At 69.9% G+C, this 17,243-nt stretch carries 19 protein-coding genes and 1 tRNA gene; 8 read left to right on the top strand and 12 right to left on the bottom strand.

Going from position 1 to position 17,243, the window contains the following annotated elements; all coding sequences use genetic code 11:
* Positions 1–48: 48 nt before the first annotated feature.
* The 5 genes from fliM to ASF39_RS07630 all read left to right on the top strand — a co-directional run bounded on the left by fliM (position 49) and on the right by ASF39_RS07630 (position 3,885).
* Positions 49–1,266: a flagellar motor switch protein FliM gene (gene fliM, locus ASF39_RS07650; RefSeq protein ID WP_055883078.1), complete on the top strand. Its 1,218-nt coding sequence runs from the start codon at positions 49–51 to the stop codon at positions 1,264–1,266.
* A 9-nt stretch (positions 1,267–1,275) separates the two neighbouring features.
* Positions 1,276–1,812, top strand: coding sequence for a DUF6468 domain-containing protein (locus ASF39_RS07645; protein ID WP_056282445.1), 537 nt, complete (start codon positions 1,276–1,278; stop codon positions 1,810–1,812).
* Positions 1,809–2,615: a hypothetical protein gene (locus ASF39_RS07640; protein ID WP_056282442.1), complete on the top strand. Its 807-nt coding sequence runs from the start codon at positions 1,809–1,811 to the stop codon at positions 2,613–2,615. The genes ASF39_RS07645 and ASF39_RS07640 overlap by 4 nt, the downstream gene beginning before the upstream one ends.
* Before the next feature lie 167 nt (positions 2,616–2,782).
* Positions 2,783–3,040 carry a hypothetical protein gene (locus ASF39_RS07635; protein WP_055883083.1) on the top strand — a complete coding sequence of 86 codons (258 nt, stop codon included), beginning with the start codon at positions 2,783–2,785 and terminating at the stop codon, positions 3,038–3,040.
* A 260-nt stretch (positions 3,041–3,300) separates the two neighbouring features.
* Positions 3,301–3,885 carry an invasion associated locus B family protein gene (locus ASF39_RS07630; protein ID WP_244472310.1) on the top strand — a complete coding sequence of 195 codons (585 nt, stop codon included), beginning with the start codon at positions 3,301–3,303 and terminating at the stop codon, positions 3,883–3,885.
* A gap of 183 nt (positions 3,886–4,068) precedes the next feature.
* Here the strand turns inward: ASF39_RS07630 and ASF39_RS07625 are convergent, their stop codons facing one another.
* From ASF39_RS07625 to ASF39_RS07590, 8 genes are all read right to left on the bottom strand, one after another.
* Positions 4,069–4,554, bottom strand: a complete 486-nt coding sequence (locus tag ASF39_RS07625) for an ATP F0F1 synthase subunit B (RefSeq protein ID WP_200938186.1) — start codon at positions 4,552–4,554, stop codon at positions 4,069–4,071.
* An 81-nt stretch (positions 4,555–4,635) separates the two neighbouring features.
* Entirely contained in the window at positions 4,636–5,199 is a 564-nt protein-coding gene (locus tag ASF39_RS07620; RefSeq protein WP_055883087.1) for an ATP synthase subunit B, read from the bottom strand.
* A gap of 140 nt (positions 5,200–5,339) precedes the next feature.
* Positions 5,340–5,567 (bottom strand): F0F1 ATP synthase subunit C, encoded by a 228-nt coding sequence (locus ASF39_RS07615; RefSeq protein WP_018044493.1) that lies wholly within the window; start codon positions 5,565–5,567, stop codon positions 5,340–5,342.
* A gap of 95 nt (positions 5,568–5,662) precedes the next feature.
* Entirely contained in the window at positions 5,663–6,418 is a 756-nt protein-coding gene (locus ASF39_RS07610) for a F0F1 ATP synthase subunit A (RefSeq protein WP_055883089.1), read from the bottom strand.
* Between the two features lie 110 nt (positions 6,419–6,528).
* On the bottom strand, positions 6,529–6,888 hold the full coding sequence (locus ASF39_RS07605) for an AtpZ/AtpI family protein (RefSeq protein WP_055883091.1): 360 nt from the start codon (positions 6,886–6,888) through the stop codon (positions 6,529–6,531).
* A gap of 287 nt (positions 6,889–7,175) precedes the next feature.
* Complete coding sequence (locus tag ASF39_RS07600) at positions 7,176–7,838, bottom strand: DsbA family protein (RefSeq protein ID WP_055883093.1); 663 nt, start codon at positions 7,836–7,838, stop codon at positions 7,176–7,178.
* 89 nt (positions 7,839–7,927) lie between these two features.
* Positions 7,928–8,413 (bottom strand): DciA family protein, encoded by a 486-nt coding sequence (locus ASF39_RS07595; RefSeq protein WP_055883096.1) that lies wholly within the window; start codon positions 8,411–8,413, stop codon positions 7,928–7,930.
* 69 nt (positions 8,414–8,482) lie between these two features.
* On the bottom strand, positions 8,483–8,800 hold the full coding sequence (locus ASF39_RS07590; protein ID WP_056282431.1) for a TM2 domain-containing protein: 318 nt from the start codon (positions 8,798–8,800) through the stop codon (positions 8,483–8,485).
* Between the two features lie 151 nt (positions 8,801–8,951).
* On the opposite strand from ASF39_RS07590, the gene mutY reads away from it, so the two are divergent.
* Positions 8,952–10,241, top strand: a complete 1,290-nt coding sequence (mutY, locus tag ASF39_RS07585; protein WP_056282428.1) for an A/G-specific adenine glycosylase — start codon at positions 8,952–8,954, stop codon at positions 10,239–10,241.
* Positions 10,242–10,308: 67 nt separating this feature from the next.
* Here the strand turns inward: mutY and ASF39_RS07580 are convergent, their stop codons facing one another.
* Entirely contained in the window at positions 10,309–11,472 is a 1,164-nt protein-coding gene (locus ASF39_RS07580; protein ID WP_244472309.1) for an acetate kinase, read from the bottom strand.
* 139 nt (positions 11,473–11,611) lie between these two features.
* Between ASF39_RS07580 and ASF39_RS07575 the strand changes: the two genes are divergently transcribed.
* Complete coding sequence (locus ASF39_RS07575; RefSeq protein ID WP_056282421.1) at positions 11,612–14,116, top strand: phosphoketolase family protein; 2,505 nt, start codon at positions 11,612–11,614, stop codon at positions 14,114–14,116.
* A 103-nt stretch (positions 14,117–14,219) separates the two neighbouring features.
* A complete protein-coding gene (locus tag ASF39_RS07570; RefSeq protein WP_056282418.1) occupies positions 14,220–14,543 on the top strand; it encodes a cytochrome c in 324 nt (107 codons plus the stop codon).
* Positions 14,544–14,746: 203 nt separating this feature from the next.
* On the opposite strand, the gene ASF39_RS07565 is transcribed toward ASF39_RS07570, so the two are convergent.
* The 3 genes from ASF39_RS07565 to ASF39_RS07555 form a co-directional block, all read right to left on the bottom strand.
* Positions 14,747–15,598, bottom strand: coding sequence for a universal stress protein (locus tag ASF39_RS07565; protein ID WP_056282415.1), 852 nt, complete (start codon positions 15,596–15,598; stop codon positions 14,747–14,749).
* A 628-nt stretch (positions 15,599–16,226) separates the two neighbouring features.
* Positions 16,227–16,318 (bottom strand) — tRNA-Ser (locus ASF39_RS07560).
* Positions 16,319–16,331: 13 nt separating this feature from the next.
* Positions 16,332–17,162, bottom strand: a complete 831-nt coding sequence (locus tag ASF39_RS07555; protein ID WP_056282412.1) for a glycosyltransferase family 2 protein — start codon at positions 17,160–17,162, stop codon at positions 16,332–16,334.
* Between the last annotated feature and the right edge of the window lie 81 nt (positions 17,163–17,243).

The following is a 17,243-nucleotide window of genomic DNA, read 5'->3' as shown; positions in this document are numbered from 1 at the left end:
GGTCCGAGCCCGTGACCTGAGGCCCGTCGGAGCGCAGTCGAGACAGCCATGGCCGGACCCGGAGACGAGATTGAAGAGGACGATTGGGCCGCTGCCCTGATCGAACAGAACAACGAGGGCGGGGGCGACTCCCTCGCCGACGAATGGGGTGCGGCTCTCGCCGAGCAGGGCACCACCAACACCTCGGGCGACGTCGCGGCCGAATGGGCGACGATGATCGAGGACGGGGAGACCGACAATCTCCCCGAGCTGGCCGGCAACGACCGCATCCTGAACCAGGACGAGATCGACGGCGTCCTCGGCTTCTCCCTGCGCGAGCTTTCGGCCTCGGGTGCCGGCGGCGTGCGTGCCATCGTCGATTCGGGCGTCGTCCAGTACGAACGCCTGCCGATGCTGGAAATCGTCTTCGACCGGATGATCCGGTTGTTGTCGACGAGCCTGCGCAACTTCTTCCAGGACAACGTCGAGGTGACGCTGGACAACATCACCTCGGTGCGGTTCGGCGACTACCTCAACGCGATCCCGCTGCCGACCCTGCTCGGCGTGTTCCGGGCCGACGCCTGGGAGAACTCCGGCCTCGTCACGGTGGAATCGAACCTCGCCTATTCGACCCTCGACCTGCTCCTCGGCGGCAAGCGCGGCGGCACCTCCACCCGCCTCGACGGGCGCCCCTTCACGACGATCGAGATGCAGCTCGTCCGTCGGCTCGTGGAGATCATCCTCACCGACCTCGAACTCTCGTTCCAGCCGCTCTCGCCGGTGCGCTTCGCCATCGACCGGATCGAGACCAACCCGCGCTTCGCCACCATCACCCGGCCGGGCAACGCCGCGATCCTGATCAGCCTCAAGCTCGACATGGACGGGCGCGGCGGACAGCTCCAGATCCTGTTTCCCTACGCCACCATCGAGCCGATCCGTGAACTGCTCATGCAGAGCTTCATGGGCGAGAAGCTCGGCCGCGACCACGTCTGGGAAAGCCACCTCGCCACCGAGATTTGGCAGGCCGACGCCCAGATGGACGCGGTGCTGCACGAGATGATGCTGCCCCTCAAGAAGGTGCTCTCGCTCAAGGTCGGCGACACCATCATGTTCGATACCAAGCCCTCCGACCTCATCACCGTGCGCTGCGGCGACTGGGCCCTGACGCAGGGGCGGATCGGACGGATCGACGACAACATCGCGGTCCAGTTGACGCGCCCCCTCCGGCGCTCGCGGACCACGCTCCAGGCCTTCGAGGCCTCCATGAACAACCGCAACGACGGGTGAGCCTGCGCCATGAGCCTCCTCGTCACCCTCACCGCCGACATCCTCGTGGCGATCCTCCTCGTGGCGACCATCGTCTCCTCGATGCGGCTCAGCCGGCGCATCACCAAGCTGAAGGGCGACGAGGCCGCCCTGCGCCAGACCATCGGCGACCTCGTGACGGCGAGCGCCACCGCCGAGCGCGCCATCGCCGGCCTGCGCGCCACCCTCGACGAGTGCGACCGCACCCTGGCCGAGCGCCTCGGCACAGCCGAACGCTACGCCGCCGACCTCTCGGCGCATGTGGAGGCGGGGCACGGCGTCATCGCGCGGATCGCGGCCATCGTTGCCAACGCGCAGCCGGGCCGTCCCGTCGATGTGCCCGCGCGCGAGCGGGAACCGGAGATCGCGGTCGCACCCCGCGCCGTCCCGCGCTCCGTCCCCGCGGTCGTGGACGCGCCGGCCCTCCCTCCCGCCAGCCCGAACGGCGAGCGGATCGGCGTCGCCGCGGCGGCGGCCCTGGCCATGTCCGAGCGTGCCCTCGGGCGCCTGCGCAGCCGCGCCGCATGACCTCGCCGGTCCGCCTGTCGGCGCTCAAGCCGCCGCGCCCCTTCCGGCTCCGGCTCATCGACGCGGTGACCCTCGCCGCCGCCGGGCTACTCGTCCTGAAGCTGTCGGCCATCGCCGTCGAGGATGCGCCCCCGCCGGGGCCGCCGCCGGCCGGGACGCCGCTACCGGATTTCGCCCGCGTCCTCGCCAAGGCCCGCACCGGCTACGAACCCATCGACCCGACCACCACCGGTTCGGTGACGCCCAAGGAGGAGCCGCCCGCCATCCTCGAGGTCAAGCAGGAGCCGCCGGGCAAGGCACCCTCGTCGCCGCCGCCCGAGGCGATCCCGGCGAGCGAGCGCGCCATCCTCGAGCGTCTGGGGACCCGCCGCGACGCCCTCAAGCAGCGCAGCGAATCCCTCGACCTGCGCGAGCAGATGCTCGGCGGCGTCGAGAAGAAGCTCGAGGACAGCGTCCCCGTGCTCCAGCGCCGCGAGGAGACGGGGGAGGGCGGACCGGCCCAGCGGGCCGAGGCCGAGCGCGCCGCCTTGAAGAACATCGTGACGATGTACGAGACCATGAAGCCCAAGGATGCGGCGCGGGTGTTCGACCGGCTCGGCCTCGACGTCCTCGTCCCGATCGTCGTCGCTATGAACCCGCGCAAGATGGCCGAGGTGCTGGCGCTGATGCAGTCCGAACCGGCCGAGAAACTCACCGTCGCCCTGTCGGCGCGCGCGCGCGGCGAACGGCCCGCAGCCGTCGCCCAGCCCGCGGCGGGCCTGCCGGCCAACGAACTCCAGGCGATCGAACCGCCCGCCCGGTAGAGCCTTCCGGCTCGAACTGTTGCGCGAAGACAACAAGGATGCGTCCTGCGGGAACCCGACCGTCGCCTGCGTAGCCGGCCGCCGTGCTGCCGGCTTGCGATCCGCCGCCGAAGGGCGCTTATTCGACCGACCGCGGTACTCGGCCGCGGGCGGACGGGGGCGTCGGCGTGTCGGTCTTCCACCTGCGGATTCGTTCGCCGGACACCACCATCTGGTGCGACGGCAACGCCCTCGAAACGACGGATCTCGCCGTGGCCGTGACCATCGCGGATCGCCTCGCCCTGGCCTGCCGGCGTTGCTCGGACGCCTATCGCGACGTCACCGCCGGCTGGAGCATCGACATCATCAGCGAGTGTGGCCAGATCTTCTACACCGCGCGGGTGGCGTGGGCCTCCTCGCTGACCAGGGGCTGCGCCGTCCACTAAGCCTGGTCGCGCTTGCGGCCACCGCCGTGGGGCCTGTGTTGCGAAGGTCGGGTCGCCCGGCTAGAGCGGGCGAGGATTTTCGTTGTACGGCCGGCACCGGATCGACGCCGCCACCCGGGACCGGCGCAGGCGCCGCCCTCGCTCGCAAGGCCGGTCCGACGATCGATATGGCCGCCTCGTCCCGCCTTCGGATCAAGGATTCCATGACGTCGTCTCGCTGCCTCGCCCACGGCCTCGTATCGGTCATCCTTGCCGTCTGGATGGTACCCGGCGCCCTCGCGCAGGAGATCCAGGAGGCGCCCGAGGCACCTACCGCGGCCGCCCCCAAGCCGCGTCCGCGCAAACCACCGCCGAAGGCTGCGGCGCCCGAAAAGCCCGCGTCCGTTAAATCCGTCTGGCCGGAAGGGGCCAGCGCGATCAGCGAAAGCTACGGCGACTGGACGATGACCTGCGCCCGTCCCGAGGGAAAGCCCACCTGCCTCGTGACCCAGGCCCAGGGCAACGCCCGCACCGGCAAGCGCGAATTCGTCATCGAACTGAAGCCGCCGGTGGAGGGCCGCGCCGAGGGCACCATCCTGATGCCGTTCGGCTATGCGATCGAGCCGGGCATCGGCTTCAAGCTCGACGAAACCGTACTCGGCAAGGGCGCCCCCTACGCCCTCTGCACGCTCGACGGCTGCCTCGTGCCGATCAGCCTGCCGACGCTCGCCACCGACACCATGAAGACGGCCAAGACGCTCAGCGTCAGCGGGATGAAGCAGGACGCCAAGGAGCCGACCGTGATCGCCGTGCCGTTGGCCGGTTTCGGGGCGGCGTTCGCCAGGGCCATCGCCTTCTCGGGGTGATCGTCTTTTTTCTCCATCCGCCCCCCGAACGAAAAAAGCCGCCCGGAGGCGGCTTTCGATCAATCATATCATTTCCGGTTGATCACTTCGTGATGCGGAAATGGGCTCCGCTCAAGCGCCGCGCGGGCTCGGTGATACGGTTCACGCTTCATTGAAGCGGAAACCGTATCACCCGTCGCCCGATCAGGCGCGAAGGCGGTTGCGGACCTCCCCGAGACTGAGGCGCACCAGATCCTGGGCGACGTCGCCCTGCATCTGCTCCTTGAGGATCACCTCGGAGACCCGCACGGCCGTGTCGGCGGCCGCGGCACGGACCTGGGCGGTGGCCTGAGCCTCGGCCTGGGCGATCTTGGATTCGGCGGACTTGGTGCGCCGGGCGATGAAATCGTTCAGGCGCTCGTGGCTCTCGGCGGCGATGCGCTCGGCTTCCGCCTTGGCGCCGGCAACGATGGCCTCCGCCTCGCGCTCGGCCTCGGAGCGGCGGCGCTTGTAGTCGGCGAGCACGCCGGCGGCCTCCTCACGCAGGCGGCGGGCTTCGTCGAGCTCGGCCCGGACGCGCTTGGCACGACCGTCGAGGCCCTTGGTCAGCTGGTCGAAGCCGCCGACCTTCCAGACCACGACCATGAACAGCACGAAGGCGGCCGCAACCCAGAATTCCGCTTCCATCAACATGCGTGTCGTCCCAATTTCCCGGCATCCGGCGCCACGGGCGCGGACGCGATTGTCCGTTGTAAGGCCGACCCGTTCGGGTCAGTGGGCGCCGGCGGCCCTGTCGAGGGCGCGGTCCAGGGCGGCCTGGTCGGGCGTCTGACCGGTCAGGCGCTCGACGATGGCCGCAGCGGTCTCGCTGGCGATGCCGCGCACGCTGCCCATGGCCTCGGTGGTGCGGGCCTTGATGGTGGCTTCGGAGGCCGCGAGCCGCTCGTTCAACTCGCCTTCGAGGGCCTTGCGCTTGGCATCGGTCTCCTGGGCGAGGGCGGTGCGGGTCTCCTGGGCGATGGCGCGGGCCTTGGCCTGCGCATCCTGCAGGGATTTCTCGTAGGCCGCGCCGGCGGCCTCGGCCTCCGTCTTCATGCGGTGGGCCTCGTCGAGATCCTTGGAAAGACGGGTGGCGCGGTCGTGCAGGATGCCCTGGATCCGGGGCAGCGCGACCTTGTCCATCAGGTAGTAGAGAAGCCCGAAGGCGAGGGCGAGCCAGATGAGCTGCGAGAGGAAGGTATGGCTCTCGAACGGCGGAAAGCCGCCGCCATGCTCGGACGCGGGCACCACGACGGTGGCCTGGTGGGTGTCGGTCGAGGGGGCCGGCTGAGCCATGTCGTCCTTCGCTTAAACGTCGCGAGCGCGAGGTGTCGTCTGTCGGGAGACGTGTCGTCTGTCGAGAAAGGCGTGGAGACGGCCGGGGAAGGTGACCCGAAGGTCGCTCCACCCGGCCGTGAGAGGGTCGCTGGCCTGGATCAGACCGCGAACAGCAGCAGCAGCGCCACGAGCAGCGAGAAGATGCCGAGCGCTTCCGTCAGGGCGAACCCGAGGAGCAGGTTGCCGCGCTGGCCGTCGGCGGCCGAGGGGTTGCGCAGGGCGCCGGCGTAGAACTGGCCGAAGAGATTGCCGAGGCCGATGGCGGCACCCGCCATGCCGAGACAGGCCAGGCCGGCGCCGATGTACTTGGCGGCTAAGGGATCCATCAAAGTGCTCCTAAGGGTCGCTTGCGTGCGTTGCGTGGAGAGAAATCCGGCCTGCGACCGCGGGCCGGGGACGAAAGGGGTATCCGGGCCGCGCCTCAGTGGCCGGGATGCAGGGCGTCGCTCAGGTAGATCGAGGCCAGCGTCGCGAAGACGTAGGCCTGCAGACCGGCGACGAGGAACTCGAGGGCGGTGACCGCGATGCTCAAAGCGAGCGGCAGGGGCGAAATGATGCCCCAGGCGCCGGCCGCCAGCAGCGCCGGCACGAAGCCCGCGAAGATCTTGAGCGCGATGTGCCCGGCGAGCACGTTGGCGAACAGACGGACGGCGAGGCTGATCGGCCGCGAGATGAACGACACGATCTCGATGGCGACGATCATCGGCATCAGCCAGCCGGGCACGCCTGACGGCACGAACACCTTCAGGAAGCCGGTGCCATGCGCCATGAACCCGTAGACGATGACGGTGCCGATCACCAGCAGGGCCAGCGCGAAGGTGACGATGATGTGGCTCGTCACCGCGAAGGCGTAGGGGATCATGCCGAGCATGTTCAGGACGAGGACGAACATGAACAGCGAGAAGATCAGCGGCATGAACCGCTCGCTGCCGTGGCCGGCCGACTGGCGCAAGGTCGAGCCGATGAAGTCGTAGAAGATCTCGGCGACCGACTGCATCCGTCCCGGGACCACGGACCGCTGCGCGGTCGCGACGATCGTGAGCAACGCGATGATGCCGACGGCGGCGAACATGTAGAGGGACGATTGCGTGAACGCGATCTCCTGGTTCCCGATATGGCCGAAGGAAACCAATGGCTTCAGTTCGAACTGGTGGATCGGATCCATCTTTACGGCCATTGCCGCTCCCGTCCTTCTGAAACCCGGCGCGACGCGCGCCTTAGCCATTCTCATGTGCCGCCATCGCGGGCGGCGGTGGTCCGCCCGGCTCCCATCGGGAAGCCCGGCCTTCAGCTCGGCGGCTTCGAGAGCGATCCCGACGCACGCATGACGTTGTAGACGCCGGTTGCGAAGCCCAGCATCAACAGGACGATCAGCCCCCAGGGTTTCGTCCCCAGGAAATGATCGGCCATCCAGCCCAGGATGCCTCCTGCCAGGACACCGGCCATGAACTCGGTCGAGAGCCGCATCGCCTGACCGAGGGGAGAAGGCCCGGTGGAAGAACCGGAACGCTGCGATGGAGAGGAACCAGCATCGCGCTGCGTCCGCTCGATCCGCGTTTCGAGCCGCCGGAGCCTCGCAGCGAGGTCGCCGTCCCGTGCCTCATCCGGCGATGCCCTACGCCCGTCGCTAGGTTCGTTGCCGCTCACGGCGAAAACTCACATTGGCGAGAGCGAGGGGAACCGACCTGACGGCCCCCTGAAGCGCGGCGCACCATAGTTTCGCCTATCTTGGGTGTCAAGGCGCCGTACGGTTGATCTAAGTTGTTGACCCAGATCGTGAATTCGCGGTTTTTCCGAGGTTTTCGGAAGATCGGTCGAGGTCGCCGGCAAGGCCATGCGCCGGGCGCAGGGAGCCACCGAGGCCCGCACGTCGAAACCGGCCGACGAACGCTCCGATCCCGACGGACCGGAGCCACGACGGCCGATGACGAACCTCAGGCGCCGAGAATCGGCTTGATCACCTTCTCCATTCCCTCGATCGACATCTCGCCCTTGTAGCGCTCGCCGTTGATGAAGAACGTCGGCGTCGAATCGACCTTGTAGACGTCCATTCCCCGCTGCTTGACCGCGTTCACCGCGCTGTAGACCTTCTGGTCCTTGAGGCAGGCCTCGAACTTCTCCTTCGAGTAGCCGGCCTGACGCAGCATCTGCTCCATGGCGTCCACCGGCGATTGCGGCTTCTGGACGTAGGCCCAGTTCGCCTGCTGGTCGAACAGGAGGTCGGTGATCGGGTAGTATTTCGCGTCGCCCTCGCAGCGCGCCAGCATGAAGGCGGCGGTGGCCAGCGGATCCAGGGGGAACTCACGCAGGGTGAAGCGGACCTTGCCGGTGTCGATGTAGCGTTCCTTCAGGGTCGGCCAGGTCTGGCGGTGAAAGGCCGCGCAGTGCGAGCAAGTCATCGAGGCGTACTCGATGATCGTGACCTTGGCGTCCTTGGGACCGAGCCAGACGTCGCCCAGCGGGCCGGGCTCCATCAGCGTCGAAAGGTTGGCCGCGGGGGACTCCTGCGCCAGGGCCTCCAGGGACAAGCGCGGCAGGAGGACGGCGGCGCCGATGGCGAAGCCGGTGAAGGTGAGGGCGTCGCGCCGGGTGATCATGGGTCAGGCTCCGCTGGCGTGCTCGTGAGCGAACTGTCGGTGCCTGCGGTAGAATCCTCTCGCCCGCCTGACAAGGCATGGGCGTCGCTTCAACGTCGGGGCGTGTCCGAGACGATGGCGATCCCGAGGCGGTCGAGGGCGTCGCGCAGGCCGTCGTCCTCGATCCGGGAGACCGCGAGCGCCACTTCGCCGCGGCGGGCGGGGTCGAGGGGAGTGGGGGGCTGGCGACGGGCGGGGCGTTCGATCCGGCCCTGCCGCAGCACGATCCGGCCGATGCAGGCCCAGCCGTAGTGGGCGTTGACCCGCTGGATCACCACCGGGGCGAGGTGCTGTAGTTCAAGGGCGAACGCACCTTCGACGCGCACGATCAGGGCGCCGGGGTCGGGCCGGCCGTTCTCGTTGCCGCGCTTGCCCCGCGGCCATTCGATCCTGGAGGGCTGGCAGAAGCGGGCGAGGCGCTCGCCGACGATCTCGGGCCAGGCCGCGATGATGTCGGTGGAGGCGAAGCCCTGCGCGGCAAAGGCCTTGCCGACGCAGGAGTCGAGCAGTTCCGCCAGCGGCTTGATCCGTGCCATCGCCTCAGCCCCGCATCTTGTGTCCGGCGCAGGCGCCCACGACGGCCGATCGGCCCGAGGCGCCGCGCATCACAGCCTGGCCAGGGCCTGGGCGACGAGACGCTCGCGGATCTCGGCCTGCTTGGCGCGGACCATGCCGGGGATCAGGAAGGCGTCCACCAGGAGCCAGACGAACCCGATGAGCACCACGAACAACACGATCTGGCAGATCGCCGAGATCGGTCGGCCGAGGTAGAAACGGTGCCCCGACAGGAAGCCGAGGACAAACCACAGGCCGTAGGCGAGGCCGACGTTCGGCCCCTCGTTGGTGACCCGCGCTTCGATGAGAATGAGGTCCTGGGTCGTGAGGAGGTCCTGGGTCGTGAGGAGGTCCTGGGTCGTGAGCATGACGGCCTGTTCTCGATGGCGGTGGCCAAGCATGGCGATCGAGCGTGGCTATCACGGCGCGTCCGCTCCGGTCGAGGCGCCGGGCTCCCCTCGGCCGCATTCGGACGGAGGCTTGGACCCACGGCGAGCTTGCGCGTAAGGACCGTGCCGCATGCCAGCGTCCGACGCGTCGATCATCCGGCCCCAGGCCACAGATCTCCTGACCTGGTACGACCGGCATCGCCGCGTCCTGCCCTGGCGGGCGCTCCCCGGCGAGTCGCCAGACCCCTATCGGGTCTGGCTCTCGGAAGTGATGCTGCAGCAGACGACGATCGCGGCGGTCAAGCCGTATTTCGCGGCGTTCCTGGCGCGGTTTCCCGACGTGGCGGCGCTGGCGCAGGCGCCCGAGGAGGCGGTGATGTCGGCCTGGGCCGGGCTCGGCTACTACTCGCGCGCCCGCAACCTGCACGCCTGCGCCAAGACTGTTGCGGCGGCCGGCGCCTTTCCAGACACCCTCGACGGCTTGCGCAGGCTTCCCGGGGTCGGCGCCTACACGGCCGGGGCTATCGCGGCGATCGCCTTCGGGCGCCAGGAGGCGGCGGTGGACGGCAACGTCGAGCGGGTGGTGACCCGGCTCTTCGCCATCGAGACCCCGATTCCCGCCGCGCGCCCGGCGATCCGCACCCTCACGCAGGAGCTCGTGCCTCCGGACCGTCCGGGCGACTTCGCCCAGGCCGTCATGGACCTGGGCGCAACCCTGTGCACGCCCAAGCACCCGGCCTGCGCGCTGTGTCCGTGGATGGCGCCCTGCCGCGCCAGGTCGCTGGGCACCCAGGAGACGTTTCCGCGCAAGCTCAAGAAGGTGCCCGGCGTGCCGCGCCGGGGCGCCGCCTTCGTGGCGATCCGCAGCGGCGACGAGGCGGTGCTTTTGCGAACCCGCCCCCCCGAGGGGCTGCTCGGCGCCATGGCGGAGCCACCGACCAGCTCATGGCAGCCGGATTACGACGTCGCCCGGGCGCTCCTCGACGCGCCGCTGGACGCCCGCTGGAAGCGCCTGCCGGGTGTCGTCCGCCACGTCTTCACGCATTTTCCGCTGGAACTGACGGTGTTCGTCGCCAGGGTCGGCCTGGGCGGCGCGGCACCCGCCGGCATGCGCTTCACCCCGCGCCGGGACCTGGAGGGTGAACCTTTGCCCGGCGTGATGCGCAAGGTGATCGCGCACGCCTTCGATCCCAAGGCCGAGCCGGAGAGGAAGCCTCGGGGCCGGCCGAGTAAGGACCCCGGCCCGGCGCCCCTGCTGGCGGTGACGGACCCCGACGAGGGCCCGCGTTTCCGGCCGGCGCCGAAGCCGACGCCGCGTCAGGCGCCCGTCGCGACCGATCCGGATTCGGCCGGCGAGGACACCCCGCCGCCGCCGGCACCGGCGAGGAAACGCGCCAAGCCCAAAGGCCGACGTCCCTGACGGGACGTCGGCGTCGCGGCGACGTGGTGATCCGCCGCGCCGGATACGGGCGGTCGACCCACCTTTCTCATCGCGGTTGCGCGCCCCCACCGATCAATCCCCACGTCTCGTCGGCGATTTGGCGCTCTTCGTCGGCGGCAATGACGAGGATGGGGATGGCCGAGCCGGTCCGGTCGATGCGCGGACGGCCCCCGGCATTGCGCTGCGGGTCGAGGTCGAGGCCGAGGAACGTGAGCCTCGCGCAGACGGCGGCCCGGATGGAGGCTGCGTTCTCGCCGATGCCGCCGGTGAACACGAAGGCGTCGAGACCGCCGAGGGCAACGGCCAGCGAGCCGGTCTCGCGCGCGATCCGATAGGCGAACAGGTCGAGGGCCTCGTGCGCCTCGGGCGCGTCGCTGGCCTCCAGGACCCGGACATCGTCGCTGATGCCCGAGACGCCGAGCAGGCCCGAGCGCCGGCCGAGGAGGTCGGCGACCTCGGACGCGCCGAGGCCGCGCGAGCGGATCAGGTGGAGCACGAGGCCCGGATCGACGGTGCCGGAGCGGGTGCCCATCATCAGGCCGCCTAGCGTCGTCAGGCCCATGGTGGTGGCGACGCTGCGCCCCTCGGCGATGGCGCAGAGGCTGGCGCCGTGCCCGAGATGGGCGACGACGACGCGTTTCCTGGCCCGCGCGCCGATGAGCCGGGGCAGCACCCCCGCGATGTGGGCGTAGGACAGGCCGTGGAAGCCGAAGCGCAGGAGCCCGTCCTCGGTCAGGCCGCGCGGGATCGCCTCGATCTGTGCGAGGCGGTCCTGGGTGCGGTGGAAGGCGGTGTCGAAACAGGCGACCTGCGCCACGCCCGGCCATGCCTCGTCGACGGCGGCGATGCAGGCGAGCCCCTGCGGCTGGTGGCCCGGGGCGAACGGCACCAGCGTCTCCAATTCCGCGATGAGGCCTGCATCGATGCGGGCGGGGCCGTCCCGGCGGGCGCCGCCGTGGACGATCCGGTGAGCGACCGCCCGGAGGCGGAGGTCCGGCCGGCGGCGCAGGCGCGAGAGGACCCAGCCGGCGACCGCCACGAGGTCGGCCCCGGCCGGCGGCTCGCCGTCGAAATCGAGGTCGCCCGTGACCGTCGGCGTGGCGGCACCGCCGATCCCGGCGACGTGGACGCGCAGGAGGGCGGCCTCCGCGCCGCCCCGGAACAAAGCGCAGCGCAGGCTGGACGAACCGGCATTGAGGACGAGGATCACGCGCATCTCCGGGCAAGCCCCCGAGTGGCACGGCCCGGCCGAGCCCGGCATGATCCAGATCAAAGAACCGGCCGGAACGGAATGCGAGGAAAGCCGCCGATGGGGTGGAGCGTCACCCTCCAGCGCGCGGGAATCCCAGATGCCAGTTGCGAGCGATCCGAAGCTTCCCGCCCTCGGCGATCTCGGCGACGCGCCGGTCCATCTCGATGTCGTGCCCGGCCCCCTCGGGCCGGACGACCTTGCGGTCATCGACGCCTATTGGCGGGCGGCGAACTACCTCTCGGTCGGCCAGATCTACCTCCTCGACAACCCGCTGCTGCGCGAACCCCTGACCCTCGGGCACGTCAAGCCGCGGCTCCTCGGCCACTGGGGCACGACGCCGGGCCTGAACTTCATCTCCGCGCACCTGAACCGGGCCATCGTCCTGCGCGACCTCGACATGATGGCCGTTTGGGGACCGGGCCACGGCGCGCCCGGTCTGGTGGCCAATGCCTGGCTCGAACGGACCTACAGCGAGGTCTACCCGGATGTCGGCCACGACACCGACGGCATGCGCCGCCTGTTCCGGCAGTTCTCGTTCCCCGGCGGCATCCCGAGCCACGCCTCGCCGGAACTGCCCGGCTCCATCCACGAGGGCGGCGAACTCGGGTACTCGCTGATCCACGCCTTCGGGGCGGCGCTCGACAACCCGGGCCTGATCGTCGCCTGCGTGGTCGGTGACGGCGAGGCCGAGACCGGACCGCTCGCCGCCTCCTGGCACGCGTCGAAGTTCCTCGATCCCGTCGGCGACGGCACCGTCCTGCCGATCCTCCACCTCAACGGCTACAAGATCGCGAATCCGACCCTGCTGGCGCGGATGCCGGCGGCGGAGCTGCGCAGCCTTCTCGTCGGCTACGGCTACGAGCCGCTGTTCGTCGAGGGCGACGAGCCCGGCCCGATGCACCAGGCCATGGCGACGGCCCTCGACGACGCCCTCGACCGCATCGCCGAGATCCGTGAGGCGGCCCAGCACCGCGACGTCGGCCGGCCGACCTGGCCGATGATCGTGCTGCGCAGCCAGAAGGGATGGACCGGGCCGAAGGTCGTCGACGGCAAGCCGGTGGAGGGGACCTGGCGGTCGCATCAGGTCCCGGTGGCGGCGCTGCGCGAGAACCCGGAGCATCTGGCGATCCTGGAGCGCTGGATGCGCTCCTACCGGCCCGAGGAACTCTTCGACGAGGCTGGCCGTCTCGTGCCGGCGCTGGCCGCCCTGCATCCCCGCGGCGACCGTCGGCTCAGCGCCAATCCGCACGCCAACGGCGGGCGCGATCAGCGGCCGCTGCGCCTACCCGAACTCGCCGCCTACGCCGTCGCGATGCCGTCCCACGGCAGGGCGGTCGCCGAGGGCACGCGGGTCCTCGGCCGCTACTTGCGCGACGTGCTCGCCCTCAACGCCGAGGCCCGCAACTTCCGGGTCATGGGTCCGGACGAGACCCTGTCCAACCGCCTCGACGCCGTCTTCGACGTCACCGACCGTGTGTGGCGCGACGCCATCCTGCCCACCGACGAGCACATCGCCCGGCAGGGGCGGGTGATGGAGGTCCTGTCCGAGCATCTCTGCGAGGGCTGGCTCGAAGGCTACCTGCTCACCGGACGCCACGGCGTCCTCGCCTGCTACGAGGCTTTCATCCACATCGTCGATTCGATGGTGAACCAGCACGCCAAGTGGCTCAAGGCCTCCCGCGCGCTGGCCTGGCGCAAGCCCGTGCCCTCGCTCAACATTTTGCTGACCTCGCACGTCTGGCGCCAGGACCAGAACGGCTTCAGCCACCAGGACCCCGGCTTCATCGACTTCATCGCCAACAAGAAGGGCGATACCGCGCGGGTCTACCTGCCGCCGGACGCCAACTGCCTGCTCTGGGTGATGGACCATTGCCTGCGCACGCACGACCGCATCAACGTCGTCGTCGCCGGCAAGCAGCCGGCCCCGCAGTGGTTGGGCGTGGACGAGGCGGCCCGGCATTGCATGGCGGGCATCGGCGTGTGGGAATGGGCTTCGAACGACGGCGGGGCCGAGCCCGACGTGGTCATGGCCTGCGCCGGGGACGTGCCCACCATGGAGACCCTGGCGGCCGTCGAATGGCTGCGCCGGCGCATCCCGACGATCCGGATCCGTGTGGTGAACGTCGTCGACCTGATGACGCTGCCGTCGCCCGGCATGCATCCGCACGGGCTCGACGACGCCACCTTCGACAGCCTGTTCACCCGCGACCGGCCGGTGGTGTTCGCCTACCACGGCTATCCGTGGCTGATCCATCGCCTGACCTACCGGCGCACCAACCACGCGGGCATCCACGTCCACGGCTTCGTCGAGGAGGGCACGACCACGACCCCCTTCGACATGGCGGTACTGAACGGGCTCGACCGCTATCACCTGGCGCTCGCCGCCCTCGAGTGGTCGACCGGGCTCGGGGCACGCGTCGAGCACGTCGAGGAGGAATTGCGCGACCTCCTGGCGCTGCACCGCGAGCACGTCTGCGCCACCGGGGAGGACCTGCCGCAGGTGCGCGACTGGGCCTGGGGTGAGGCTGCCGCTCCCGCGGACATGCGGGTCGCCATCGACGTCGTCGCCTACGAGACCGGCCCCGGCACCCGGCCGACCTGAGCGGGTGTTGCGAATGCCATCCCCGAATGTGCGTCAGTCGACCGCGAGCCGACGAAGTCGGCCCGTCGTGGGCTTTGCCGATCATCGAACCCGGAGCCGTCCCATGTCCAAGCGTCTCTCCTGCCTCTCGCTTCTGCTCGCCGGGCTCCTGCCGTCCGGGGCGTCCGCCACAGACGGGCAGGTCCAGCGTGGAAAGACCTTCGTCGGGGCGAACTGCGCGCGATGCCACGCCGTCGGGCGCGCCGATGCGAGCCCGCTCACGGGCGCGCCCGCGTTCCGGACCCTCCACACGAAGTATCCGGTGGAGGATCTCGGCGAGGCCCTGGCGGAGGGCATCACCACCGGGCACCCGACCATGCCGGAGTTTCGCCTCGATCCCGATCAGGTCGCGGACGTGATCGCCTACCTGAAGTCGCTCGAACGCTGAATTCTCGGATCCCCTCGGCTCCGTCCGGTCGATCCCGCAGATTCGCTGCAACCGGCGGAGACCCTCGCCCGCCGGTGAGGAAGTCCCCGTTGGGCAGCGCCTGGTCGCCCCTCGATGCACCGCGCGGTTCCCACATGGGATGCGGCGGGCTCGTGATGGGGCCGTGTCACGAGCGGCCGTCCGATGGTGGGTGAGGCGACCGCTTAGTGAGCGAGGAACAGCGGCACCGGGCAGGCCTTCATCAGCGACTGCGTCAGTCCGCCGAAGATCCATTGGCGCACCGGGCCGTGACGGTAGGCGCCCATCACCATCATGTCCGCCTCGAAGCGACCGATCTCGCTACGGAGGGTCTCGGCGATATCGCCGTCCGGCCTCAGTGCCAGGTCGTTCACCGTGGCGGCAATGCCGTGGCGGGCGAGGTGCGGCGCCAGTTCGGCCCCGGCGACCGACGTCGGCAGCTCCTTTTCGCCGACGACCGAGACGATCTCGACGGCCTCGGCCGCCCGCAGGAACGGGAGCGCGTCGTTGACGGCCCTGGCGGCATGCGCGCCGCCATCCCAGGCGATGACGATGCGCCGCCCGGCAAAGATGTCGTGGCCGGCCGGCACGACGATGACCGGCCGGCCGCTGCGGAACAGCGTCGCCTCGATCAGCTCGCGGTCGAGGTCGATGGTGTGCGCCTCCGAATCCAGGATCGTGAGGTCGTGCAGCCGGGCCCTGGCGGCGAAGGCGGCCAGGACGTCCTGATGCCTCAACTGCGGGCTGGCCACGGTGCAGGCGACGCCGGCCAAGGCCGCGTCGTGGAGGACCCGGTCCGCAACGGCCCGGCTCAGGCCGTCGAGACGCCGGTTCTCCTCGGCGACGAGGCCACGGACCAGACCTCCCCCGAGGGCGCTGGTGACGACCAGACGCGGCGAGGCCGCCTGCACGGTCAGATGCGCTCGCGCCGCCACCGCGAGCGACAGGCCGTAGCCGATGGCGCCGGAGGGCTCGTTCTCCTGGCCCTCCTCGGTCAGTCCGACGATGACGTTCTTGATGTTCTGAAGTGCCGACATGGAAGCGTCCGTTGTTGCCCGAAAACGCAGCCTAGTCCCGGCCCGGGACGTGTCCTTGATCCAGCGCAAATCCGGATGCGCTGCAGCGTGGCCGCACCGCGATCCCGCCCGCCCGTGGGTCGATGTCTGCCGGTGGGAATTGGGACGGCCCGCCGACACTCCCTCTCCTGCGACGGTCGCGGATGGCTCGGCCCCCCTGGGACGTCAGACACACGATGGATCGCCCGCGGACCCGATTGGCCGGAAGCGGCCCCCGATGGAGACGTGCCGAATGGCGGCGACCCTTCCGCCAACCGACCATCGTCCCGGACCACCGGACCACCGGAGCACGGAGGCGGTCGCTTCCGAGCGCTGGGATAGCGTCGTCGGGCGCCCTCGACGCAGAAGGGCACAAGCCACTCTTGGAGCGCAGCCGCAGCGTCCGGAACGGCATCGCTCGGCCTCGGGAGCGCGCAGTCTCGTCTCGTGACGGGGGACAACCGTCACACTCGGGCCGTCCTCTCCCCGCGCCTCGATACGACCGTGTCGTTCGGGAACCCGACCCCGTTGAGAAGAATGGGAAACGCCTGCGCGGCGAACGCAAACGAAAACTGTTACGCCGCAGGAAGTTGTGAGGAGAAATCGTGAGTGGCGGAGACGGAGGGATTCGAACCCTCGATACCCCTTTCGGGGCATGCTCATTTAGCAAACGAGTGCCTTCAGCCGCTCGGCCACGTCTCCGCAGGCCACCGCTCTAGAATTTCGTGTCGGGTGGGTCAACCCGGTTTGCATGCGGGCGGGCGGATGGATCCCTGTGGCGCTGCAGGAGGCGCCGTTCGTAGTGCTTGGCCACGCGCAGGTGGCGCGAGATGGCGTAGTTCATGGCCGTGAGGAAGCCGTAGGCGCCGCGCACGGCGTGGCGGCGGCCGATGTAGGCTTTCAGGAAATTGCCGGGCAGCTCCACGAACAGGCGCCAGGTCGGGATGGTGACGCCGCGGGCGTCGAGGTCGTCGGCCTGCTGGTCGGAATAGCGGTTGAGCTTGTCGAGCTGGTCGCCCAGCGAGCGCACCGAGAAATGATGGACCACCCCGGGCAGGCGTCCCGCGTCGACCCCCGCCTGCAGGTCGACGCGGTCGTGGACGGGAGAGGGCGAGTAGCGTCCGCGATCCCGGCGGTAGAGGCGCACCGGTGTCAGGCGATAGGCCCAGGGGTGCGGGCGCGCTTCTCCGGGAAAGATCTCGGCGATGGCGAGGCGATAGGCGGCCAGCGCCGGCTCGCCGGCCGAGAACACCGCACGGATGCTATGCGCCAGATCCGGCGGCACCACCTCGTCGGCATCGAGGTTCAGGAGCCAGACGTGGCGGCATTGCTCTTCGGCGAACCGCTTCTGGGGGCCGTAGCCCGGCCAGTCGTTGTGGATGACGCGGGCGCCCAGGGACACGGCCAGGGCCTGGGTCCCGTCCGTCGACCCGGAATCCACCACGACGAGATCGTCGGTGAGATCGCTTACCGCCGCGATGGTGGCGCCGAGGCGGTCGGCCTCGTTGCGGGCGATGATGAAGATCGAGAGGGGCAGGACGGTCATGAGGCCGGGTTCGCGTGAATGACCGGCCGGACGGGTATCGGTGCCGGACCCGCGCCCGCTCTATCGGCCGGCGGGTCCACG

Origin of the sequence: Methylobacterium sp. Leaf108, assembly GCF_001423265.1 — a bacterium.
Classification (GTDB): domain Bacteria; phylum Pseudomonadota; class Alphaproteobacteria; order Rhizobiales; family Beijerinckiaceae; genus Methylobacterium.
Note: the sequence above shows the minus strand (reverse complement) of the source record. Positions and strands in the feature narration are given on the sequence as shown.